This is a genomic window from Olivibacter jilunii (assembly GCF_900607235.1).
GTDB lineage: Bacteria > Bacteroidota > Bacteroidia > Sphingobacteriales > Sphingobacteriaceae > Olivibacter > Olivibacter oleidegradans.
Genome location: NZ_LR027853.1, coordinates 1 through 15,682, shown reverse-complemented (window position 1 = coordinate 15,682; position 15,682 = coordinate 1). Strand labels below are relative to the sequence as shown.

The following is a 15,682-nucleotide window of genomic DNA, read 5'->3' as shown; positions in this document are numbered from 1 at the left end:
ATTGTTTGTTCCTATTAATTTTTCTTTACGATAAGATGTCTCAGCGCAGGATCGTTCAACATCCGGTTCATTTCGGTTGAGACGATGTCACGTACCTCCTGCCTTATCCGGTAGTAGTTAGCCATGACCATAGCGCTATCTACCTGACGAATAATGGGGATCTGCTTGTATGCTTTCTCCTCTTTTTCAATGGCATCAAAATCGTTCTGGATTTCACAATGGAAGGCTTTAAGTGGCATCCGCTGTTGGGGTGTATCGGAGAGCATTCCCACGAATTCCCCCGAACTGAGGGCTGCAATCCGGGAAGCCGGAACGGCATATTCCAGCTGTTTGTTCTTGCTGATGGACGTATCGCCACTGTTGATCGAAAGGCTTTGGCGGTCCTGCATGATCTTTCCGATCCGCTCGGAAAGCTGTTTAGCAGTGTCCCCTGTTACCTGCCCTGCAACGATGTTTCCTACGATATTCATGATCACATCAGCCTGTTCCTTTCCATAATCTTTCCGCAGCTGACTTACATCCTGGATACCAAGAATACAGCTTATCAGATTTGATCTGCCCGTGCTGATCGTGGGTATGACGTCCGCAGTCAGGGTGGGAAATTCATCAAAGATCAGCATTGATTTCAGTTTGTTTTTCTTGTTAATGATCTTCAATAACCTGTTCACATATAGCGAAAGTACCGCACCGTAAATCTGAAGTTTTTGCGGGTTGTTGCCCATGCAGATCAGTTTGGGATGATCCGGGTCATTGATATCCAAACTGAAATCATTCCCCGAAAGGACATAGTAAAGCGCGGGAGAAACCAACCTCGCCATAGCGATCTTTGCTGAGGCAATCTGCCCTTCGAGCTGCTCCATAACATCATTTATATAGGCGTTTATGAACGGATTGACCAGCACCTCGATCTCTTTTTCCAGACGTAGAACCGTAAAGAGTTCGTCGTATTCGAGCTGCATCAGTTCGATTACATGGGGCAAAGTGCAGTAAATTCCATCCATATATTTCCTTAGAAACCAGATCAGCGCCGTTACGAAATTTATTGGAGACTCCACGAAAAAATCGCCCTGCTTTTTTTTCCACTCGGGACTAAGCCCGAGCAGGATAGTTCGGGCGGATTCCGATGCATCGGTGATATCATCCATTGCCTGTGGATCGAGCGGATTGCCTCTGTGCGATCTGCTCAGATCATCGAAATTAACAAAAAAGCAATCCGATTTGGCGCGGTACCGATGCCTGTTTTTCAGCCAGTGGTTATAGGCAATGATCGATAGATCGGGAAATTTAAAGTCGTATACAAACATCGTATACGGCTCATAGTTCTTCGGACGGTTGAGGGCCTGGCTGATAAAATGGCGGATCACAAACGCCGATTTTCCTGCACCCGGGCTGCCCAGCACGAGGCATGCGCGAAAAACCGCAATAAAATTCAGCCACGATTCGCGTATCTTTCCTTTCAACCGATATTTAGCTCTTAGGTTGATGGAAAATTCATTGGTCATGAGCCCCTCTTCCTGTGGAAATGTTTCGTTTTCGGCATTGAAAATGTCGTCAGCAAGGTTGGCCTTTATAATACGTGTTAAAAGTGTTCCTCCTGTTAAGATCAGCAGGTATCCGGTAAAGGTTACTGACATATAAGCGATCGCGATGTAACCGATACCAAGATCCAACAGGAGACACAGATAGCTTATAAAATAGAGCAGCAGGCCCGTAATGATATAGGCAAAGGCCGCCCGGTAATCCAGCTTTTCATCCTTTTTCCCCTTTGCCCCGAGCAGGGAGATCACCAGAAAAAACAGCGCAAAAAGTTTCGACTTATGAAAAAAACCGAATAGGCCGGTAAGGGCAATATTACCGAGCAAGCGGTCGGTTATCTCCAGATGGAGCTGCCATCCCCTGAAGGCACCATAACAATAGTAATAAAAATGCAGGGCCAGTATGCTCATACTGATCAGCCTGGTCATATCCAGGATCTTCCTTAATGCCTGCTCATTCTCTCCCGTCTGCATTGTGTTTCTCCCCCTCCTAGCGTTCGTCCTGTGACCGCTTTTTCTTCCTCTTTCTCTTCAATCTATTGCGCAATTCCCATGGCAATAGCTCGTTTGCATACTCTGGACCGATAAGGGTTTCCATAAAATCCCCTGTTATATTTGTCTCTATCGATTGCTCGACTGGAACGAGCCTCGGATCTATGTCTTTTTCTTGCCTTTTAACCCACTCTTTCTGTCCGGATTGTCCTAATGGTGACACCGGAAGATCCCTTTCACCGCTCCTTTTTTTGATCGCATTTGAACTGTAATTCTTGCCCAGTTCACTTCCGTTGAATACACATTTGGTGGTATGGTCTACATAGGTAATCCCGTATAGTTCACCATTATTATTCCGTCTGATTACCGTGTCGATGCCCTGCGTTTTCAGCAATCCGACGATGTCATTTACCGTACTTACCTGTCCCTTTAAAAAGGCCATATCAATGGCATTCCTTAACCTTGAACGGTGCTGTCTCCGTACAATCCGGTTCATGACAAAGCGTTCTTCAAGAAAGTTCAGCGTGGGTTTCCCAGGAAGTAAACTGGCTTTGATCGGTACACCTATCGCTCTGCTCTGGCTATCGAGTATGCGGTAGATCAGTCCCCTGTTTTTGTAGATTCTGGATTCTTCCTTTCCCCTGGATGCCTCCACATTATAAAGACCGAGCAATGCGTTGAGCTCTGCAACGGAACCATAGCAATAGGTCGTAAGCACACCCGCCAGGACACCCGCGATAGCTCTCCGAGTTTCGGATTTCCCGTATTCTATGCGCTGCGAATAAGCACTTTTTACAGTGTTTTCTGTTGCTTCACTGTCCGTTGCCCGTACCAGATGGTACTTTTCTTCAATTGCTTTTCTGGCTTCCTCCGATCTGGACTTACCGATATTGTGGAGCTTGATGGCGCTTCCGTCATTCCGGATATTTGTTGTTACTAAATGGACATGTGGATGCGCAGCATCATAGTGTCTGTACAACAGGTAGGGTTGACCGCAGAATCCCAAACGGTCGAGGTAATCCTCGGCAAGAACTTCCAGTTGCGCCCCTGAAAGCGATTCGGAAGGGTGGAAATTCAGCGAAATATGGACGCAGTTTACTTTCACCGACGGTCTGAGTGCCGCCTGATCCCGTAGGCGATTAAGTTTCTCATTAAAAGCCAGATCGACTACGTTTTTAGGATAACTGCCTGCGGAAATGCAATCGGCCATACCTTCCCTGACCTTATTCTCATTGTAGTTCAGCACCGTTCTGAAGCTCCTACTTGCGTGGATCACTGCAACCATTTCCCGCCCATTTTAGCCACCACCGCCGCAATATTTTCTATCTGTCTCAATAGCTGTCTCCGGTCCATTTCATAGGACGTCGCCCACGATTTCAGCTCGCCTGTTCGATCCAGCGCATTGAGTTTTTTCACCGCTTGGTTGAAGTTAATGCCTATACTGTTGAGCTCTTTTCGCAGCAGCATCAGCTCCTGCATCAGTTCATCCATGGACCGGTCTCGCGTGAAAAATGTAACCGGTTTTTCAAGTATAACCCTGCGGATATACTCACTCAATTGAGGGGTAGTACTTTCCTTTGATAGCGCCTTGATCCGATCGTATTCTTTGATTGTTAATCGCAGACCGACGATCCTGCTTCTGATATTTTCTTTCCCTTCCATCGCTTATCTCCCATTTACTAATTCCCGTTCTGACAGATTCTTTATTCCCGTTCCGACTTTGGAGGATCTAGGGCATTTCCGTTGTGTTTAACAACGGTACATCTTGCCAATTGCGGAGACCAGGCAATTGCCGTGATCCCAACGGGATTTTTATTCTATAAACACTGATGTATTATAATTTTGCGGTTCTCTTTACCTTCGGTTGTTTCAGTTCCTCTTCAGACTGGATATCTGTATTGAAGGTTTTCTTCCTTTCTTTCTCATCCTTGATATCGGGGATTAAAAGGTTCTTGTCTTTATCCCATAGAGAAAGAGAATTGATTTCCGGTTCTGCGGATATATAAAACTTACCAAAACGGGTATTTAATAAGGGCATATCTCCACCGGCCAGTTTCATTACCCAGAGCTCCTTGGTAAAGATATTCGGTTCATTCTCCAGTTCCAGAAGTTTGAAAAGGTTCTTCAGTTCCCTTTTTCCCTCCATTTGATAGGCGTTCACCCTTACCACTTCACCCGAACCGCTTCCATCGACATTGAACCTTGCTCTTACCCATATAGGATCAAATTCACCGATTCTGTTGGAGTTCAATTGCACTGCCCTTCCATGAACAAGATTGGCCGCTTTGGCAAACGACATGACCGAATGGATGAACAGCTCTGCTTTTTTTCCGTCGGGCAGACCTCTTGAAACCAGAAATGCAGGAACGGGATTGGCCTGGTCAAAGGATCTGATCAATAACGAAAACAAAAGCCTGTCACCTTCCATTAGTTTATCCAGCTCCATCACATTGGGTTTCTTTGGATCATTTACGAAGGAAGCGATCTGCTCTTTCAACCCTTCGCCAAAAAATGCGCTATATCCCCGCTCTTCCAGTGCCCTTTCAATAATTCCTGCCTCTTCCGAAGTCTTCATTGCTTTTTCCATATACTTTTTATTTAATCTTGCTGTTCTCTATCAGCCATTTGTTGAAATCCTTAAATCCGGCATACAGATCACTGCTGTCGCCGTAACAACCCGCGAGTGAGCAGGCGTATTCGGTAACACTCCGACCGCTTTTGTCCCAATCCAGGAACAGATTGACATGTCTATGCTTTTCCATATATCCTCTTGCTCCCTCGAAAAAAGAAAGGGAATTGAGAACCAGGAAATTCACGTTATCGATCTTTTCATTTTCAAGGACGGTCAGCAATGAAAGGAAATCAAAAAAACCTTCCACTACAAAAAGCGTATCAGAGCCGTTATCGAAGGTGGTAACCGTTTTGGGTGTAGTTGAACTTTTAAAATACGGGTTGCGGAGTTCGTAGCCTCCCCGATCATTTTTAAAACCTATGGCATAGTAACTACTGCCGTTCATTCGGTACTTAACTTCCCTGCAAAAACGAAAGGCCAGTTTCCGCGGAATGCACCGATGGTCCAGATAGCGCAGGAGCGCGATGGACGTAAGAGGGTGTACGCTAATTATCTCTACTAACGGAGAAGTATCGTTAATTTCACCTTTTGGCAATCGGTGAGCGGCTACCGGTCGATGATACTGTTCCGAAAAATTCTTCAGAAACTCAGGAAAGGTCCATCCATGAAATTTCATGGCGAAGTCGATAAAACCACCACTCTGACCATCTCCCCAATCTTTCCAACGATTCCTGATCCGATCAACCCGGAAAGAAGCTGTGCGCTCTGTCCTCAGTGGAGAAAGGTACCAATAGTCCTGTCTTCGTACTCTGACGGGCTCATAACCCAGAGAAGAAAGATAACTTACGAGATCTATTTCTCTGAGCGGCTCCAGATCCATTTGCTGTTCATCAGGAATCTTCCACACATTACCTCCACATCTTTTCGTTAAACGGCAACAAAGTTAGTGAGGTACTTTTGAAAGGAACGACCTTGATTAAATTGTAAACAAGCAATGTAGATGCGCTATCCAATTTTCTTTGACGGGATTGTGGTAGTCTATCAGAACTATAGCGAGGTACCAATGTAAACTGAAGTAATAAACATAATTTGGGGAGCTACACCCCCCCGTTATCTGAAAACGAATAATAGCCTTCGGCACAAAGGATGATATGGTCTATGAGTTTCATCTGCATAATTCCGCATGCCTTAACTACCTGCTCAGTTATGATCTTATCTGTTTGACTTGGTGTTAAACAACCCGACGGATGATTATGTGCTATCGCTACAAATTTTGCATTTGAAAGCAATGCCGGAGTTATCAACAATCTCAAATCAACCACGACGGAATCTACTCCGCCATCTGCTATTTTAAAATATCCTACAGCCTTGAGCGCCGTGTTAAGGTAAATAGCATAGAAGCTTTCACGTATTTCAATTTCGTTGTTATTCCAAATTTTTCTAAAGGCATTGCTAAGCGTATCTGAACAGTTTAATTTTTTAAAATCCGAAACATTTAGCGATTCGTTCTTGTAATAAGTCAGACGAAGTTCATTGGCGATAAATTGATTTTTCATAACTGTGTTTTAAATGAATAAAAAAATTAATTGACGCCGGAATGCTTACGAGCCAAAGTCGGACTGAGAGAAGAAAACGGAAACAAAATGGCGAAGCAAAGGAGGTTCTGTCCGTTGCACGGACGGATACCCATTTTGTGCGACTTTTTCTTTGAGTGCATCGGATTAAGATTGGGGAACTGTCCGACTGGTGATGTAACTTTTCGGAGATTAATTAAATAAATACCGCCTTATTTCCGCTGTTGACCGATTGAATGCTTATTCGCTATTGGCTTCAGATCTAGGTGGAGAAATTGAGAATGAATCCTCTACTATTTGCGGTTAGGTCTATGATCCTGCTTTTTTTTGTTGGAGCTGGCTAATAATTTAGTTTTAAACGATTCAAACTAATTGTCTTCTGTTATGAAATTTTTCTTCAGCTGTTCAAGGACCCCACGGTCCGAATCCATTAATTTTTTAATCCTGAAAACACAGCGATGATATTCATATATCAGTCAGCATCCTGCTCAAAATCTGATTAAGATAATCCGCTCGCCCTAGAGTATATTTGTGCCAAGACTTTTATTGGCTACAAAATAAATGAATATGCTTACAACTACAGATTTGGGACGTGTGTATGAAACGTTGTTATGCATTCCCGGAATGAACGAAAACGTAAAGATAGATTTAAGAATCAGCAGGACCATGGTACTTCTGCTCACGCAGGTGATCCAACGGGGCATTTCTTTACAGGGCGGCGAAAAACCGCAGGGATTATTGGATACCATATCGCAAGAGGCTATTAAACAACTGGAGGAACTATCGATGGACTGCCTTTCGAAAGCTGGGCTAACGGAGCTGGATGAAAGACTCCAAAAATTACAACTAAAATAAAATAGCATATACACGTATCTCTACAAGTTCATGAATAACTCCGGCTTAACACATTTCTCCGAAAGACGCTTGAAAAAATTAGCTAAGGAATTTGATCGGCTTATGTGTGATATTAATGCCGAAGTGTGGCTTATGAACCAGAGTCAGGGAGTTGAATATTATGCCTTCCTGTTTTCCATCGATCCGTCAATGGTCAATGTACTTTTTACCGAAACGAACACCCCCGTCTCATACCGAAGAGAAAGGGTTGTCCATGCTGTTGACAATCTACGCGTGCTATGGAAACGTTTTCATTTATGGTACTTTAATGAACAGCTTATCCCGGCAGGTAAATGGAAAATCATGTATAACGAACAGGCAAAACAAGCGAAAGACTGGATACTGTTGCTAGAATAGAACCGATTTTATTAAATTAGATAAAAAAGATAGGACAGACTTGCCTATCTTTTCTTTTTACTCAGCGAATGCAGACCTATGGCATCTATTCCTTGCTGAACCTCGTCCCGCAATGTGACATAGCGTAGGGTTGGAAAATGCTTTCTTATAGAAGGTATCTTATTTCTTTTGGCTGAAGTGTTATAATATTAAGAATGCCGGCGGAAAAGCAGAAAAACATTATCATAAAAGTAAGGCGATGGTTCAGGGAATGAAAAAGTGATTGGAGGTAAGAGATGAAAAAAGAATTGCCAGAAATTGAAATTGAGGGAACCACATTTCTATTTGATATAGATAGATACTCCCTTATCGAAAAGTACAATCCGAACAATGAGATTTACTTCGAATATATGCATAATGATGGTACGAATTATTCATTTGAGTATAGCGCCGTTTCAAAAAACTTTCATTTTGTCCGGTCTGCATCAACCATTGATGAAGTCGTCCAGGAGATTTTCGGAGATGTAGATTCTAAAGGGCCGAATATTAATGATCCTGCTATCCCGGTTAAAATACCGCGTATTGGAGTTCTGGACCCTGATGGCATGTGCCGGAAATACAAATGTACACTTCGGGATATAGCGATTAAAACAGACTTTGAGATAATGGTTAATCAGGACGTTTTTAATAGAAGAATGAATGGAGAGCCCGTTACCATTGATCTGGTCGGTCACATATATGAGATAGACGTCAAAGAAAACACCCTCCGGCCTAAAGATGGAACCGGAGAAGAGATTCGCCTGGATATTTTCCACTACGATCTCTATTATGAAGATATGGAGGTCTATCATCTTTTTTACAACATCAGTGAACGGAAAGCCGTAAATCCTCTTTACGATGGCAGCATAGACCGAACGGAAGACCGAGTCATACTAGAGGTACCTAATCTGGAGTCAATCGACCCTATAGGATCCGGACTGGCTTATGGCAGAGACCCTCGTTCTGGTCTTATAGGTTATGATCTATCAATGAACCACGTGGCAAAGGTTGTGCCCTGGAAATTCTACGATATTAAGATTCCCCCGAAGCAAAAGCAGAAAAATATCGCTGCAAAAACAGAGAAAAGGGAACGGCGAAAGGGAAGGAAAATTTAAAATAAATATATAAATTTGAAATACCTGAAAGCAGGGTGATTGAAATTGAAGGGATTCAATATCAGTTAGACTTTGAAAGGAACATTCTTATTGATAAGGATAACACAGATCATCACATTAACCTGCCTTTCTTTTTGCATAACCAATACGGACTTTGAGATTGTCTGCTTCCAGCTGAAGCCTGTCCCGCTGCGTGACATAGCGTTCTAGTTTGGAAAGTGCTTTCTGATAAAGGGAATCATATTCCTTTTCCCATATCAGTTCCGTTGCCCGCTCAGCTTCATATTCGGCTATCGCGTTGCGCAATTTGGTAACCATTCTTTTGACTGAAACCAGTCTGTTGAGAACCGGCTCTAATTCCAGATCCACCCCGCTCTTAAGATCATAAAAGCTAATCTGCCTACAGATTTCATTTCGGGGATACCTGCACTGGAACCATGCCGCGCGCCAGCGCATCACCCACTGTTTACGCTCATAAAGCTCCCGCGGAAGATCATATTCTTTCAAATACTCTTTCCCTTCATGGTAATCGGTACTCCCATCTTCTCGGCAGGCATATTTGATGATTCGCAGTTTGACATATTTCTCGATTTTAATCTCAAGTTTCATTTCAACAAATTTTTGGGTAAAACAATATCATCTTAAATTCATCCAACGGAAAACCGATTAACGTGGGCATTCCGCCCACGCCGCTTTCTGAACGGCTGGCATTTTATCCCTGGCAAGGGAAAAATGCCAGCCGCCGAACGATTTCCGACGGTCGACTGGTTACGAAGCTATTTTTTCAACGTCGGCCTTTATCGCAGAACTGACCTTAATCGACTGCATGCGGAAGTCCTCCAAGTTTATGAAGACCCCCCTATTGGTCAGCATGCCTTGTCGGAAAAGCTGCCACAAAAGTGCAGCCCCGTTAGAGGCGACGGTTGAATTAATAAAAAGCTCCTGCTTTTCCAGTGCCTCGGCCAAGCTGCAACTTGGCGTATCATCCCCCGCTTCTGCGCTCAGCAGATCGCTGCCGTATTCATCTGTCACAAAGGGTAGATGCGCTACAGGGATAAACTTTTTTGATTTAGGCTGTTTGGTAGCAGTGACCGTGGAAAGCAGCACCTGACCACAGTCTCTATTATTGCCGAAATCCATCCAATAGTAAGGGGTATCCCGATACATCTGCCTCTTCTCTCTAAATTGCTTTAAACGATCCGCAACCTGAAAACGCACATCCACACTGTCTACACAGGAAATGAAAATATTAGCCATCGGAATATCTTCGGAAAACGGTTGGTCGAACGCTTTCCAGTAGGTACCGAAGGTTCGGTTCACCCTGTTCACAAAGGCCACCGCCTTTGGCAGTCCTACTTCCTCTTCGGTAAACAGCAGACGCCCAGCATTTGCCCGCTCTATCGTATCGGGGTCGATGACATTCACGTCAAGTCCCGCATGTCCCAAGCTGCACAGGGCAAAGTCTATCCTTGCCAGTGCCGTGAGCATGCTGCTTCCTGTCCCTCCCGCCCCAATTAGATTGACCGTAACAGGATTAGTCGGGTCAAGCAGGTAGGGAGCACAGAAATGTGCATATTTTTTTATCTTCTTCATTTCAGTATCGATTTTAAATTCCTTCCCAATCGGACAAGCCTGTTCACTGGAAATTTTTTTTCCGTCCCGATCAGCTGCCTCCAAAACAGTTCCGCATCCTCATCTTTTACGATATTTGTGTCTATCGTATGGCTGAAGGCACTGTTCCAAAATGCCTGTTCCCAAAAAGTGATAAACTCCTCCAAGCTTCCCATCTTCCCCGCTACGATATCTACGTTTCCCATACATACATTACCACCTGCATAGATATTGAGGAAAGGAGCTTTATAGAGAGCAGTGTCCTCCGTCAGCTTTGCTGTACTTTTAAGCGCCCACAGGTAGAGCGTTTCCGTTGTCGCCTTCCAGACAAGGGGTGGTACGCTGGCCACTCCATCGGGAATTTCCGCTCTCCGAAAATAGAGCGATCGGCATTGGGCAGGGGTAAACCATACAACGCTCCCTCCTTCCGAACCTGTCATCGAAAGGTGCAGGATATTTTTTGGAAGCAACCCTTTTGCTGTCAGACACGAACGTCCCCTGTTGTCCGTACTCAGCGCATAGGCCATTTTCGCGCATTCCTTTTCAGACAAGGGGTGCGCATTGATGGGCATACCCTGTTCGTCCATATCATAGCTTTCCACGTACGTCTCCTCTTCCCACTTTCTTCCTTTTGAGAAGATAACCAAAGCCTTAACAGGTCTGTAGCTATCTTCCAGTATTCTGCTTATATTTTTCATTATTTTCTCCTTTCTTCCGTTAAATTCTGAAAAGCGTATAAGCTGCGCTGTCCAAAAGTTCAAATGCCCGTTTTTCAAAGGAAAGGTCGTGACACTCTTTCTTTGGTTTTCTGTTAAAAAACTGAAAAGCTCTCGCTTCATCCCCTGAACTGCATTCGCAAAAGTGGTCATTCAGGTAATTCATGAGGTGTTCGTCCAGCACGTCACTTTCACCGCCCCAGTAGAAACCGATAAACATCTCTGCATAAAGGTGATTCTCGGATGGGTCTTCCGACATATCGGCAGACATAGAGGCCATGAGAGATCGTTCGGGAAAATCACGCTTTAACGAGCATGCCTGATAGCAGACCGAACGGAGCCGTCTCTCATTTTCGTTATGGGGGATATAGGCAGCCGTTCTTATTTCCAGCCGTTCAAGGTGTTGTTTTTTGCTTATTTCAGCGAGCACCTGCTCCCCTGCCGATTGGATAAACAGCAGTTCGCCCATCAGTTCCTCGTGCGCCTCTTCATCTGTCCATTCATCTTCCCCCTGCATAAACCATTCTTGCAGTGTTTGATAGGTTCCCCATAGGTAACTGGATTCGTCCGCATAGAAGGGAATGTCCAGCACCTGATAGATATAGGCACACAATGACATCGCCAGCCTGACGGTTTTGATACGCTCTCTACCTTTCCATAGACGATGCAGTGTAGTAACGGGGAGGTAAAAAATCTTATTGCCAGTCGCGTAGCACTTTGCCGTTGCCAGTACCGTACGTCCGTTGTCTTTTTGCAGCAGCAACAATTCCAGCTCCCCGCTGCATGCATTCAGTCCAGCGCTGACCTGCTGAAGGGAATGCACAATATTCTGCGGATAGGGAATCTCTGTTACATCAGGTTCATCAATTCCGTAAAAAGCGCATAAGTTGGCAAGTGAGCGGAAGTACTCCCGCTCCACTTTACGCCATGCCATCAGTTCCCTATGCGGACAGAGATGTTCTGCACTAAAGCGGTGCTTCAGAAAAGCATTTCCAATAAGCTGAGCGGTGCGCTCCTCCTGTTGTCCCGATGTATTTCCGATGCGTCCTTTGCCCTGCCAAGGTTCCTGACAAATGCGCCCACGCGCTGATATGTTTCCCATTGCTTGCATGTCTGTTCGTTTACAATCCTGCGTTTATTTACTGTTTTCATTTCCTTATCCCTTTGTTCCCATCTTCGTGCGAAAAACATACTGCACTTCATCATCTTTAATAACGGGCCCTTCGATTTTCGCTGTCGTCAGGATGGGATAAAGAGCGGAATAAAAATCGCGCACATCCTCGGGCTGTAATTCGGTGGCAGGGTCTGCCAGTTTGATTTCCTGTCCGTTCTCAGAGAACAGGAACTTTCTTTCCAATTCATTGACCAATAACATAGTTTGTTGATTTTGAGGTTAACATTAAAAAAGTGTAGCTCCCAATTTCTCTTTCTGTTCCAGTTCCTTCCGCTTGGTAGCGATCTCCTGCCGTTTATCGGGATATTCCGCTGCGTCGGGCAGTTCACCTATCGCTGCGCTGTAATCCATTGCCCGTTCCAGTTCTGTTACACGTTGCATTGCTTCGGAAAAAGCCTTTTCCTTTTCTTCGTTCTTCTCCGTTTCCTCTGCCTGAGCTGTAGGCTTAGCCTTCTTTTTCTGCCCATCCCATTTCTTCCTCGCTTCAGCAAGGCTTTTTTCCTGTGCCTCCACCTCCGCCAAGAATCCCGACACTTTCTTCACAGGAGCCGTTACCGTCTCAAAGAAACGACTGTCCAGTTCTTCAGCGGTTCCACTGAGTTTCAGGGGCTGGATGGTTTTCACCACTGCATCTTTTACATTATTGCCCGTCAGGTGGAGCAGCACCAGTAATTCGCTGTTCTCCAATTGCCTGACCATTAGCACCATATTTCCCTGCACGCCTATATCGGCAAGGTTCTTGAAAAAATTTGTTTCCATCAGTTCCAATTTTAAATTCCGATTAATTTCCATAGAGCGCTCCCAGAATAAGCAGGAACGCCCCGAGCAGTAGCGCTAAGATTGACACAACCGCAACTGCCCATTCCATTACGCTGACGATTAGCCCTGTCCAAAAGTTTCGGAAGTGCTGCAAGCCTCCCAATCCCCTACGATAAAAACGCCTCCGCTGCACCAGCAGCCAAAACAATCCGCCCATCGCGGTACAGAAAGCGCCATATAGCTGAACATTGTTCATTTTGTCCTCTCTTCCTTTTTACCATCTTTCGGCATTTCTTTATCTTGCGCTTCCTGCCAAAAAACGAAGTCTCCATATTTCCTTAAGTCTATCATTTTCTCCTGCTCAACTCCTATAAGGTCGGCTACAATCTCCCCTGCTTCCATCGCCACCCTTACCCTTTCCGAATTGACGCCCATTAGCTTGGCATATGTGATAACCCCGCTGTGCCATTTCAAAAGATATTTACCTTTCCTTTTTCTGCTCTTAACCATTTCCTTCCTCCTTTAATTTCATTAGTTTTTCGTGTATATCTTTCCAGTAGGTTGCCCGCTCCCTGTCCATTTCTTCCCACCCCTTCTCCTTGTGCGCATAGCCCATGAAAAGCGCTGCCTGTTTGATACTTGCTTCAAGATCGTCCACCGCTATACGGTTCCCGCCCATATCCGTAATTTCAATTGTTTCCATTTCCGATAGTTTTGTTAAAAATTCCGCCATTCTGCCATCTGCCGTGAACAGGTATCCGTGTTCAATAAGTGTATCCTTTACGGCTTCATCACGTATCTCTGTTTCGAAATTTGATGTCAGTACCTTAAAGAAGTGACCGTTAAGCACGTGCACCGCATGGTCAATCCAAGCTTCGAGTTTTTCAAGCTCCTTTGATATGTTGACATGCTCCCTGTGCATATCGCTTGACAAGCTGTATATGCTACGGAGTGAAATGGCATTTGAGTTGCGTGTCGCCTTTGTTCCCGCCCTGAAATCTACCCGACCGTTGCGCAATAAGTCCAGTACCCGTCTGTCCATCTCGGGCGCCTCAAAAGGCAATTCCAAACAAGGGAACGTTTCTTTCCAACGCTCCGAGCGCACACCATCCACCAATGCCATGATATCAATCGCTGCTTCAAAAGCAGTTCCGTCGCCCTGCGAATAAAAACCGCTGAACCATATTTTGTCAGGCTCGGCCTGTACGCCAATCGTATTGGAAAGCAGGACAAAATACTCCACGCTATCCTGCCACCAAAAGTTATCCCCCGTATTGATATACCGGTTATCTTCTATGACCTTTTCCTGTACCATCGGTTCCAGTTCCCCGAAGGTGTACAGGGTGAGTGTTATCTTTTTCATGATCTTCCTGTTTTGTCAGTTGTCTGCTCAAAAAAGCAGTTCCACGGCCTTCCTGAATCTGTTCTCTGTTCCGACCGTTTCGGCATAGCTGCAAATACAGTCGATGGTAAATACCGCCAAGTGGCTATAGAAAAACTGGTCTGCAAAAACCTTCGGGTTCCGCTCCAATGTGAAGTGCAGGTCATCGATAAGCTTCTCGGCCTGTCCCACAAGGTCAAACCAGTAGTCTGCCGTGACGATACTACGGCTGTTCCATTCCTTCCGCAACTGTGCTTCCTGCTCCCGCAGTTCCTTACAGGTTGTACCGATATAGTCCACCAGTGCTGTCAGGTGGGACGGGAAAAGCTGCATCAATAGCCGTCCCTTTTCCGTACTGTTCAATTCTTCCAATGCTTTCATATCCTGCTCCTTTTTCATTTGATTTCAAACTCCATCCCTGCTTTTTCGGATGGCAACCATCCGTTCGGAAGGTTGCCTATGATCATTTAATCTTCCCGTACTCCGTGCTTTTCAGACCATTTTGGAAAGTTCCCGTCCAGCCACGCCCGCGCATCAGCGGGATTTGTATGCGATGCGAGTATTTCCCGATTACCATTTTGGTCAATGTCAACGATATGGTACTGGTACACGGACGGCCTACACTTGGCACTCTCAAAAAAGTCTATCCACCCCTCATCCACGCAGTTCCCCTGCACCTGTTCCAGTCTCCTTACGATTTCATTTTTACTGTTGTAAATGACAATAATCACCCGCTCCCCCGGCATTGGACCTGACGGGTCGGGACCTGTCGACAAAAAGTAAACTCCGAGGTGTCCAAAATTCTTGGAACGATATCCTTCTCTTTCTTTCATTTCTGACATGATATTTCTGTTAAATGATTCGATTAAAGCCTACCACCGATTACGGCGGTGGCCATGTGGTTATTCATCTTATGCTAAATGTTGCTCGGTGAGCCGCTATTTTTCCGTATACCAAACTTTGGTCCGCTTCCTGAATTAATACCGAATACAGGCCGTTTTTTTCGGTAATTGAGTAAGTCTTTCTGCTCACCTTAGCTCTCAAAACCTGTTCAGATAGCATCGCTTTTATTGCCCGTATTTCCGTTACGGTTAAATGCCCCTCAATGGTCTTGATCCGCACGCTTTTAGCGTGCCCGTTAAACTTTGCCGTGCTATCCATATTGGAATTTTAAAGACGGCTGCCTGTACAAACAGCCATCTGTTCATAATCAATTGAAGTTCAGGATTTCCGCACCCTCAACCGCAAAGGCGGAGCATAGTTCAAATGCTTTCTGTGACTTGAGTTGAGCAGTACCACCCAATACGATGCTCTGCAACTTCGCTTCCCCGTCCCTGTAATTCCGTACGTTCTGGAAATAGCGTGGGATAAGCTCCTGACGCCTTATCGATATTACTATCGGTAGGTTTCCCTGAACTCTCCCCCGAACCGTACGTACAACTCTCGCTGTATACGGCTCTCCACATAATATATGCAGTCTATTC

21 protein-coding genes and 1 pseudogene are annotated in these 15,682 nt (G+C 45.0%); 3 read left to right on the top strand and 19 right to left on the bottom strand.

The features are described from left to right. Positions 1-14: 14 nt before the first annotated feature. From mobC to E0E36_RS18425, 6 genes are all read right to left on the bottom strand, one after another. A complete protein-coding gene (mobC, locus tag E0E36_RS18450; protein ID WP_130857266.1) occupies positions 15-2,009 on the bottom strand; it encodes a conjugal transfer protein MobC in 1,995 nt (664 codons plus the stop codon). 16 nt (positions 2,010-2,025) lie between these two features. After that, positions 2,026-3,312 (bottom strand): relaxase/mobilization nuclease domain-containing protein, encoded by a 1,287-nt coding sequence (locus E0E36_RS18445; RefSeq protein ID WP_130857265.1) that lies wholly within the window; start codon positions 3,310-3,312, stop codon positions 2,026-2,028. Next, entirely contained in the window at positions 3,300-3,689 is a 390-nt protein-coding gene (locus tag E0E36_RS18440) for a plasmid mobilization protein (RefSeq protein ID WP_130857264.1), read from the bottom strand. The genes E0E36_RS18445 and E0E36_RS18440 overlap by 13 nt, the downstream gene beginning before the upstream one ends. A gap of 172 nt (positions 3,690-3,861) precedes the next feature. Then, a complete protein-coding gene (locus E0E36_RS18435) occupies positions 3,862-4,614 on the bottom strand; it encodes a hypothetical protein (RefSeq protein WP_130857263.1) in 753 nt (250 codons plus the stop codon). Between the two features lie 7 nt (positions 4,615-4,621). After that, complete coding sequence (locus E0E36_RS18430; RefSeq protein WP_130857262.1) at positions 4,622-5,506, bottom strand: CHC2 zinc finger domain-containing protein; 885 nt, start codon at positions 5,504-5,506, stop codon at positions 4,622-4,624. 190 nt (positions 5,507-5,696) lie between these two features. Continuing rightward, positions 5,697-6,155 (bottom strand): JAB domain-containing protein, encoded by a 459-nt coding sequence (locus E0E36_RS18425; protein WP_130857261.1) that lies wholly within the window; start codon positions 6,153-6,155, stop codon positions 5,697-5,699. Between the two features lie 585 nt (positions 6,156-6,740). On the opposite strand from E0E36_RS18425, the gene E0E36_RS18420 reads away from it, so the two are divergent. The 3 genes from E0E36_RS18420 (at position 6,741) to E0E36_RS18410 (ending at position 8,557) form a co-directional block, all read left to right on the top strand. Next, positions 6,741-7,028 (top strand): hypothetical protein, encoded by a 288-nt coding sequence (locus E0E36_RS18420; protein WP_130857260.1) that lies wholly within the window; start codon positions 6,741-6,743, stop codon positions 7,026-7,028. Between the two features lie 102 nt (positions 7,029-7,130). Further along, entirely contained in the window at positions 7,131-7,424 is a 294-nt protein-coding gene (locus E0E36_RS18415; protein ID WP_130857259.1) for a hypothetical protein, read from the top strand. A gap of 287 nt (positions 7,425-7,711) precedes the next feature. Continuing rightward, complete coding sequence (locus E0E36_RS18410; protein ID WP_130857258.1) at positions 7,712-8,557, top strand: hypothetical protein; 846 nt, start codon at positions 7,712-7,714, stop codon at positions 8,555-8,557. Between the two features lie 117 nt (positions 8,558-8,674). On the opposite strand, the gene E0E36_RS18405 is transcribed toward E0E36_RS18410, so the two are convergent. The 13 genes and pseudogenes from E0E36_RS18405 to E0E36_RS28050 all read right to left on the bottom strand — a co-directional run. Beyond that, positions 8,675-9,166, bottom strand: a complete 492-nt coding sequence (locus E0E36_RS18405; RefSeq protein ID WP_130857257.1) for a hypothetical protein — start codon at positions 9,164-9,166, stop codon at positions 8,675-8,677. Positions 9,167-9,325: 159 nt separating this feature from the next. Beyond that, positions 9,326-10,150: a PRTRC system ThiF family protein gene (locus E0E36_RS18400; RefSeq protein ID WP_207303785.1), complete on the bottom strand. Its 825-nt coding sequence runs from the start codon at positions 10,148-10,150 to the stop codon at positions 9,326-9,328. Continuing rightward, a complete protein-coding gene (locus tag E0E36_RS18395; protein ID WP_165447030.1) occupies positions 10,147-10,866 on the bottom strand; it encodes a PRTRC system protein B in 720 nt (239 codons plus the stop codon). The genes E0E36_RS18400 and E0E36_RS18395 overlap by 4 nt, the downstream gene beginning before the upstream one ends. 19 nt (positions 10,867-10,885) lie before the next feature. Beyond that, on the bottom strand, positions 10,886-11,986 hold the full coding sequence (locus E0E36_RS27815; protein WP_165447029.1) for a hypothetical protein: 1,101 nt from the start codon (positions 11,984-11,986) through the stop codon (positions 10,886-10,888). 54 nt (positions 11,987-12,040) lie between these two features. Then, positions 12,041-12,259, bottom strand: a complete 219-nt coding sequence (locus E0E36_RS18390; protein WP_130857255.1) for a PRTRC system protein C — start codon at positions 12,257-12,259, stop codon at positions 12,041-12,043. A 24-nt stretch (positions 12,260-12,283) separates the two neighbouring features. Continuing rightward, positions 12,284-12,817 carry a hypothetical protein gene (locus E0E36_RS18385; RefSeq protein ID WP_130857254.1) on the bottom strand — a complete coding sequence of 178 codons (534 nt, stop codon included), beginning with the start codon at positions 12,815-12,817 and terminating at the stop codon, positions 12,284-12,286. A gap of 22 nt (positions 12,818-12,839) precedes the next feature. After that, entirely contained in the window at positions 12,840-13,073 is a 234-nt protein-coding gene (locus E0E36_RS18380) for a hypothetical protein (protein WP_130857253.1), read from the bottom strand. Then, positions 13,070-13,327: a hypothetical protein gene (locus E0E36_RS18375; RefSeq protein ID WP_130857252.1), complete on the bottom strand. Its 258-nt coding sequence runs from the start codon at positions 13,325-13,327 to the stop codon at positions 13,070-13,072. The genes E0E36_RS18380 and E0E36_RS18375 overlap by 4 nt, the downstream gene beginning before the upstream one ends. Beyond that, positions 13,320-14,180 (bottom strand): hypothetical protein, encoded by an 861-nt coding sequence (locus tag E0E36_RS18370; protein ID WP_130857251.1) that lies wholly within the window; start codon positions 14,178-14,180, stop codon positions 13,320-13,322. The genes E0E36_RS18375 and E0E36_RS18370 overlap by 8 nt, the downstream gene beginning before the upstream one ends. A 27-nt stretch (positions 14,181-14,207) precedes the next feature. Beyond that, on the bottom strand, positions 14,208-14,579 hold the full coding sequence (locus E0E36_RS18365; protein WP_130857250.1) for a hypothetical protein: 372 nt from the start codon (positions 14,577-14,579) through the stop codon (positions 14,208-14,210). Positions 14,580-14,665: 86 nt separating this feature from the next. Next, positions 14,666-15,040, bottom strand: a complete 375-nt coding sequence (locus E0E36_RS18360; RefSeq protein WP_130857249.1) for a hypothetical protein — start codon at positions 15,038-15,040, stop codon at positions 14,666-14,668. A gap of 64 nt (positions 15,041-15,104) precedes the next feature. Next, positions 15,105-15,359: a hypothetical protein gene (locus tag E0E36_RS18355; protein WP_130857248.1), complete on the bottom strand. Its 255-nt coding sequence runs from the start codon at positions 15,357-15,359 to the stop codon at positions 15,105-15,107. 49 nt (positions 15,360-15,408) lie between these two features. Then, a pseudogene (locus E0E36_RS28050) lies at positions 15,409-15,682 on the bottom strand (hypothetical protein); the annotation flags it as partial.

Bases quoted from the DNA above. Each gene is read 5' to 3' on its own strand.
- mobC (WP_130857266.1), bottom strand. From the start codon at position 2,009: ATGCAGACGGGAGAGAATGAGCAGGCATTAAGGAAGATCCTGGATATG.
- E0E36_RS18445 (WP_130857265.1), bottom strand. From the start codon at position 3,312: ATGGTTGCAGTGATCCACGCAAGTAGGAGCTTCAGAACGGTGCTGAAC.
- E0E36_RS18440 (WP_130857264.1), bottom strand. From the start codon at position 3,689: ATGGAAGGGAAAGAAAATATCAGAAGCAGGATCGTCGGTCTGCGATTA.
- E0E36_RS18435 (WP_130857263.1), bottom strand. From the start codon at position 4,614: ATGGAAAAAGCAATGAAGACTTCGGAAGAGGCAGGAATTATTGAAAGG.
- E0E36_RS18425 (WP_130857261.1), bottom strand. From the start codon at position 6,155: ATGAAAAATCAATTTATCGCCAATGAACTTCGTCTGACTTATTACAAG.
- E0E36_RS18420 (WP_130857260.1), top strand. From the start codon at position 6,741: ATGCTTACAACTACAGATTTGGGACGTGTGTATGAAACGTTGTTATGC.
- E0E36_RS18415 (WP_130857259.1), top strand. From the start codon at position 7,131: ATGTGTGATATTAATGCCGAAGTGTGGCTTATGAACCAGAGTCAGGGA.
- E0E36_RS18405 (WP_130857257.1), bottom strand. From the start codon at position 9,166: ATGAAACTTGAGATTAAAATCGAGAAATATGTCAAACTGCGAATCATC.
- E0E36_RS18400 (WP_207303785.1), bottom strand. From the start codon at position 10,150: ATGAAGAAGATAAAAAAATATGCACATTTCTGTGCTCCCTACCTGCTT.
- E0E36_RS18395 (WP_165447030.1), bottom strand. From the start codon at position 10,866: ATGAAAAATATAAGCAGAATACTGGAAGATAGCTACAGACCTGTTAAG.
- E0E36_RS27815 (WP_165447029.1), bottom strand. From the start codon at position 11,986: ATGGGAAACATATCAGCGCGTGGGCGCATTTGTCAGGAACCTTGGCAG.
- E0E36_RS18390 (WP_130857255.1), bottom strand. From the start codon at position 12,259: ATGTTATTGGTCAATGAATTGGAAAGAAAGTTCCTGTTCTCTGAGAAC.
- E0E36_RS18385 (WP_130857254.1), bottom strand. From the start codon at position 12,817: ATGGAAACAAATTTTTTCAAGAACCTTGCCGATATAGGCGTGCAGGGA.
- E0E36_RS18380 (WP_130857253.1), bottom strand. From the start codon at position 13,073: ATGAACAATGTTCAGCTATATGGCGCTTTCTGTACCGCGATGGGCGGA.
- E0E36_RS18375 (WP_130857252.1), bottom strand. From the start codon at position 13,327: ATGGTTAAGAGCAGAAAAAGGAAAGGTAAATATCTTTTGAAATGGCAC.
- E0E36_RS18370 (WP_130857251.1), bottom strand. From the start codon at position 14,180: ATGAAAAAGATAACACTCACCCTGTACACCTTCGGGGAACTGGAACCG.
- E0E36_RS18365 (WP_130857250.1), bottom strand. From the start codon at position 14,579: ATGAAAGCATTGGAAGAATTGAACAGTACGGAAAAGGGACGGCTATTG.
- E0E36_RS18360 (WP_130857249.1), bottom strand. From the start codon at position 15,040: ATGTCAGAAATGAAAGAAAGAGAAGGATATCGTTCCAAGAATTTTGGA.
- E0E36_RS18355 (WP_130857248.1), bottom strand. From the start codon at position 15,359: ATGGATAGCACGGCAAAGTTTAACGGGCACGCTAAAAGCGTGCGGATC.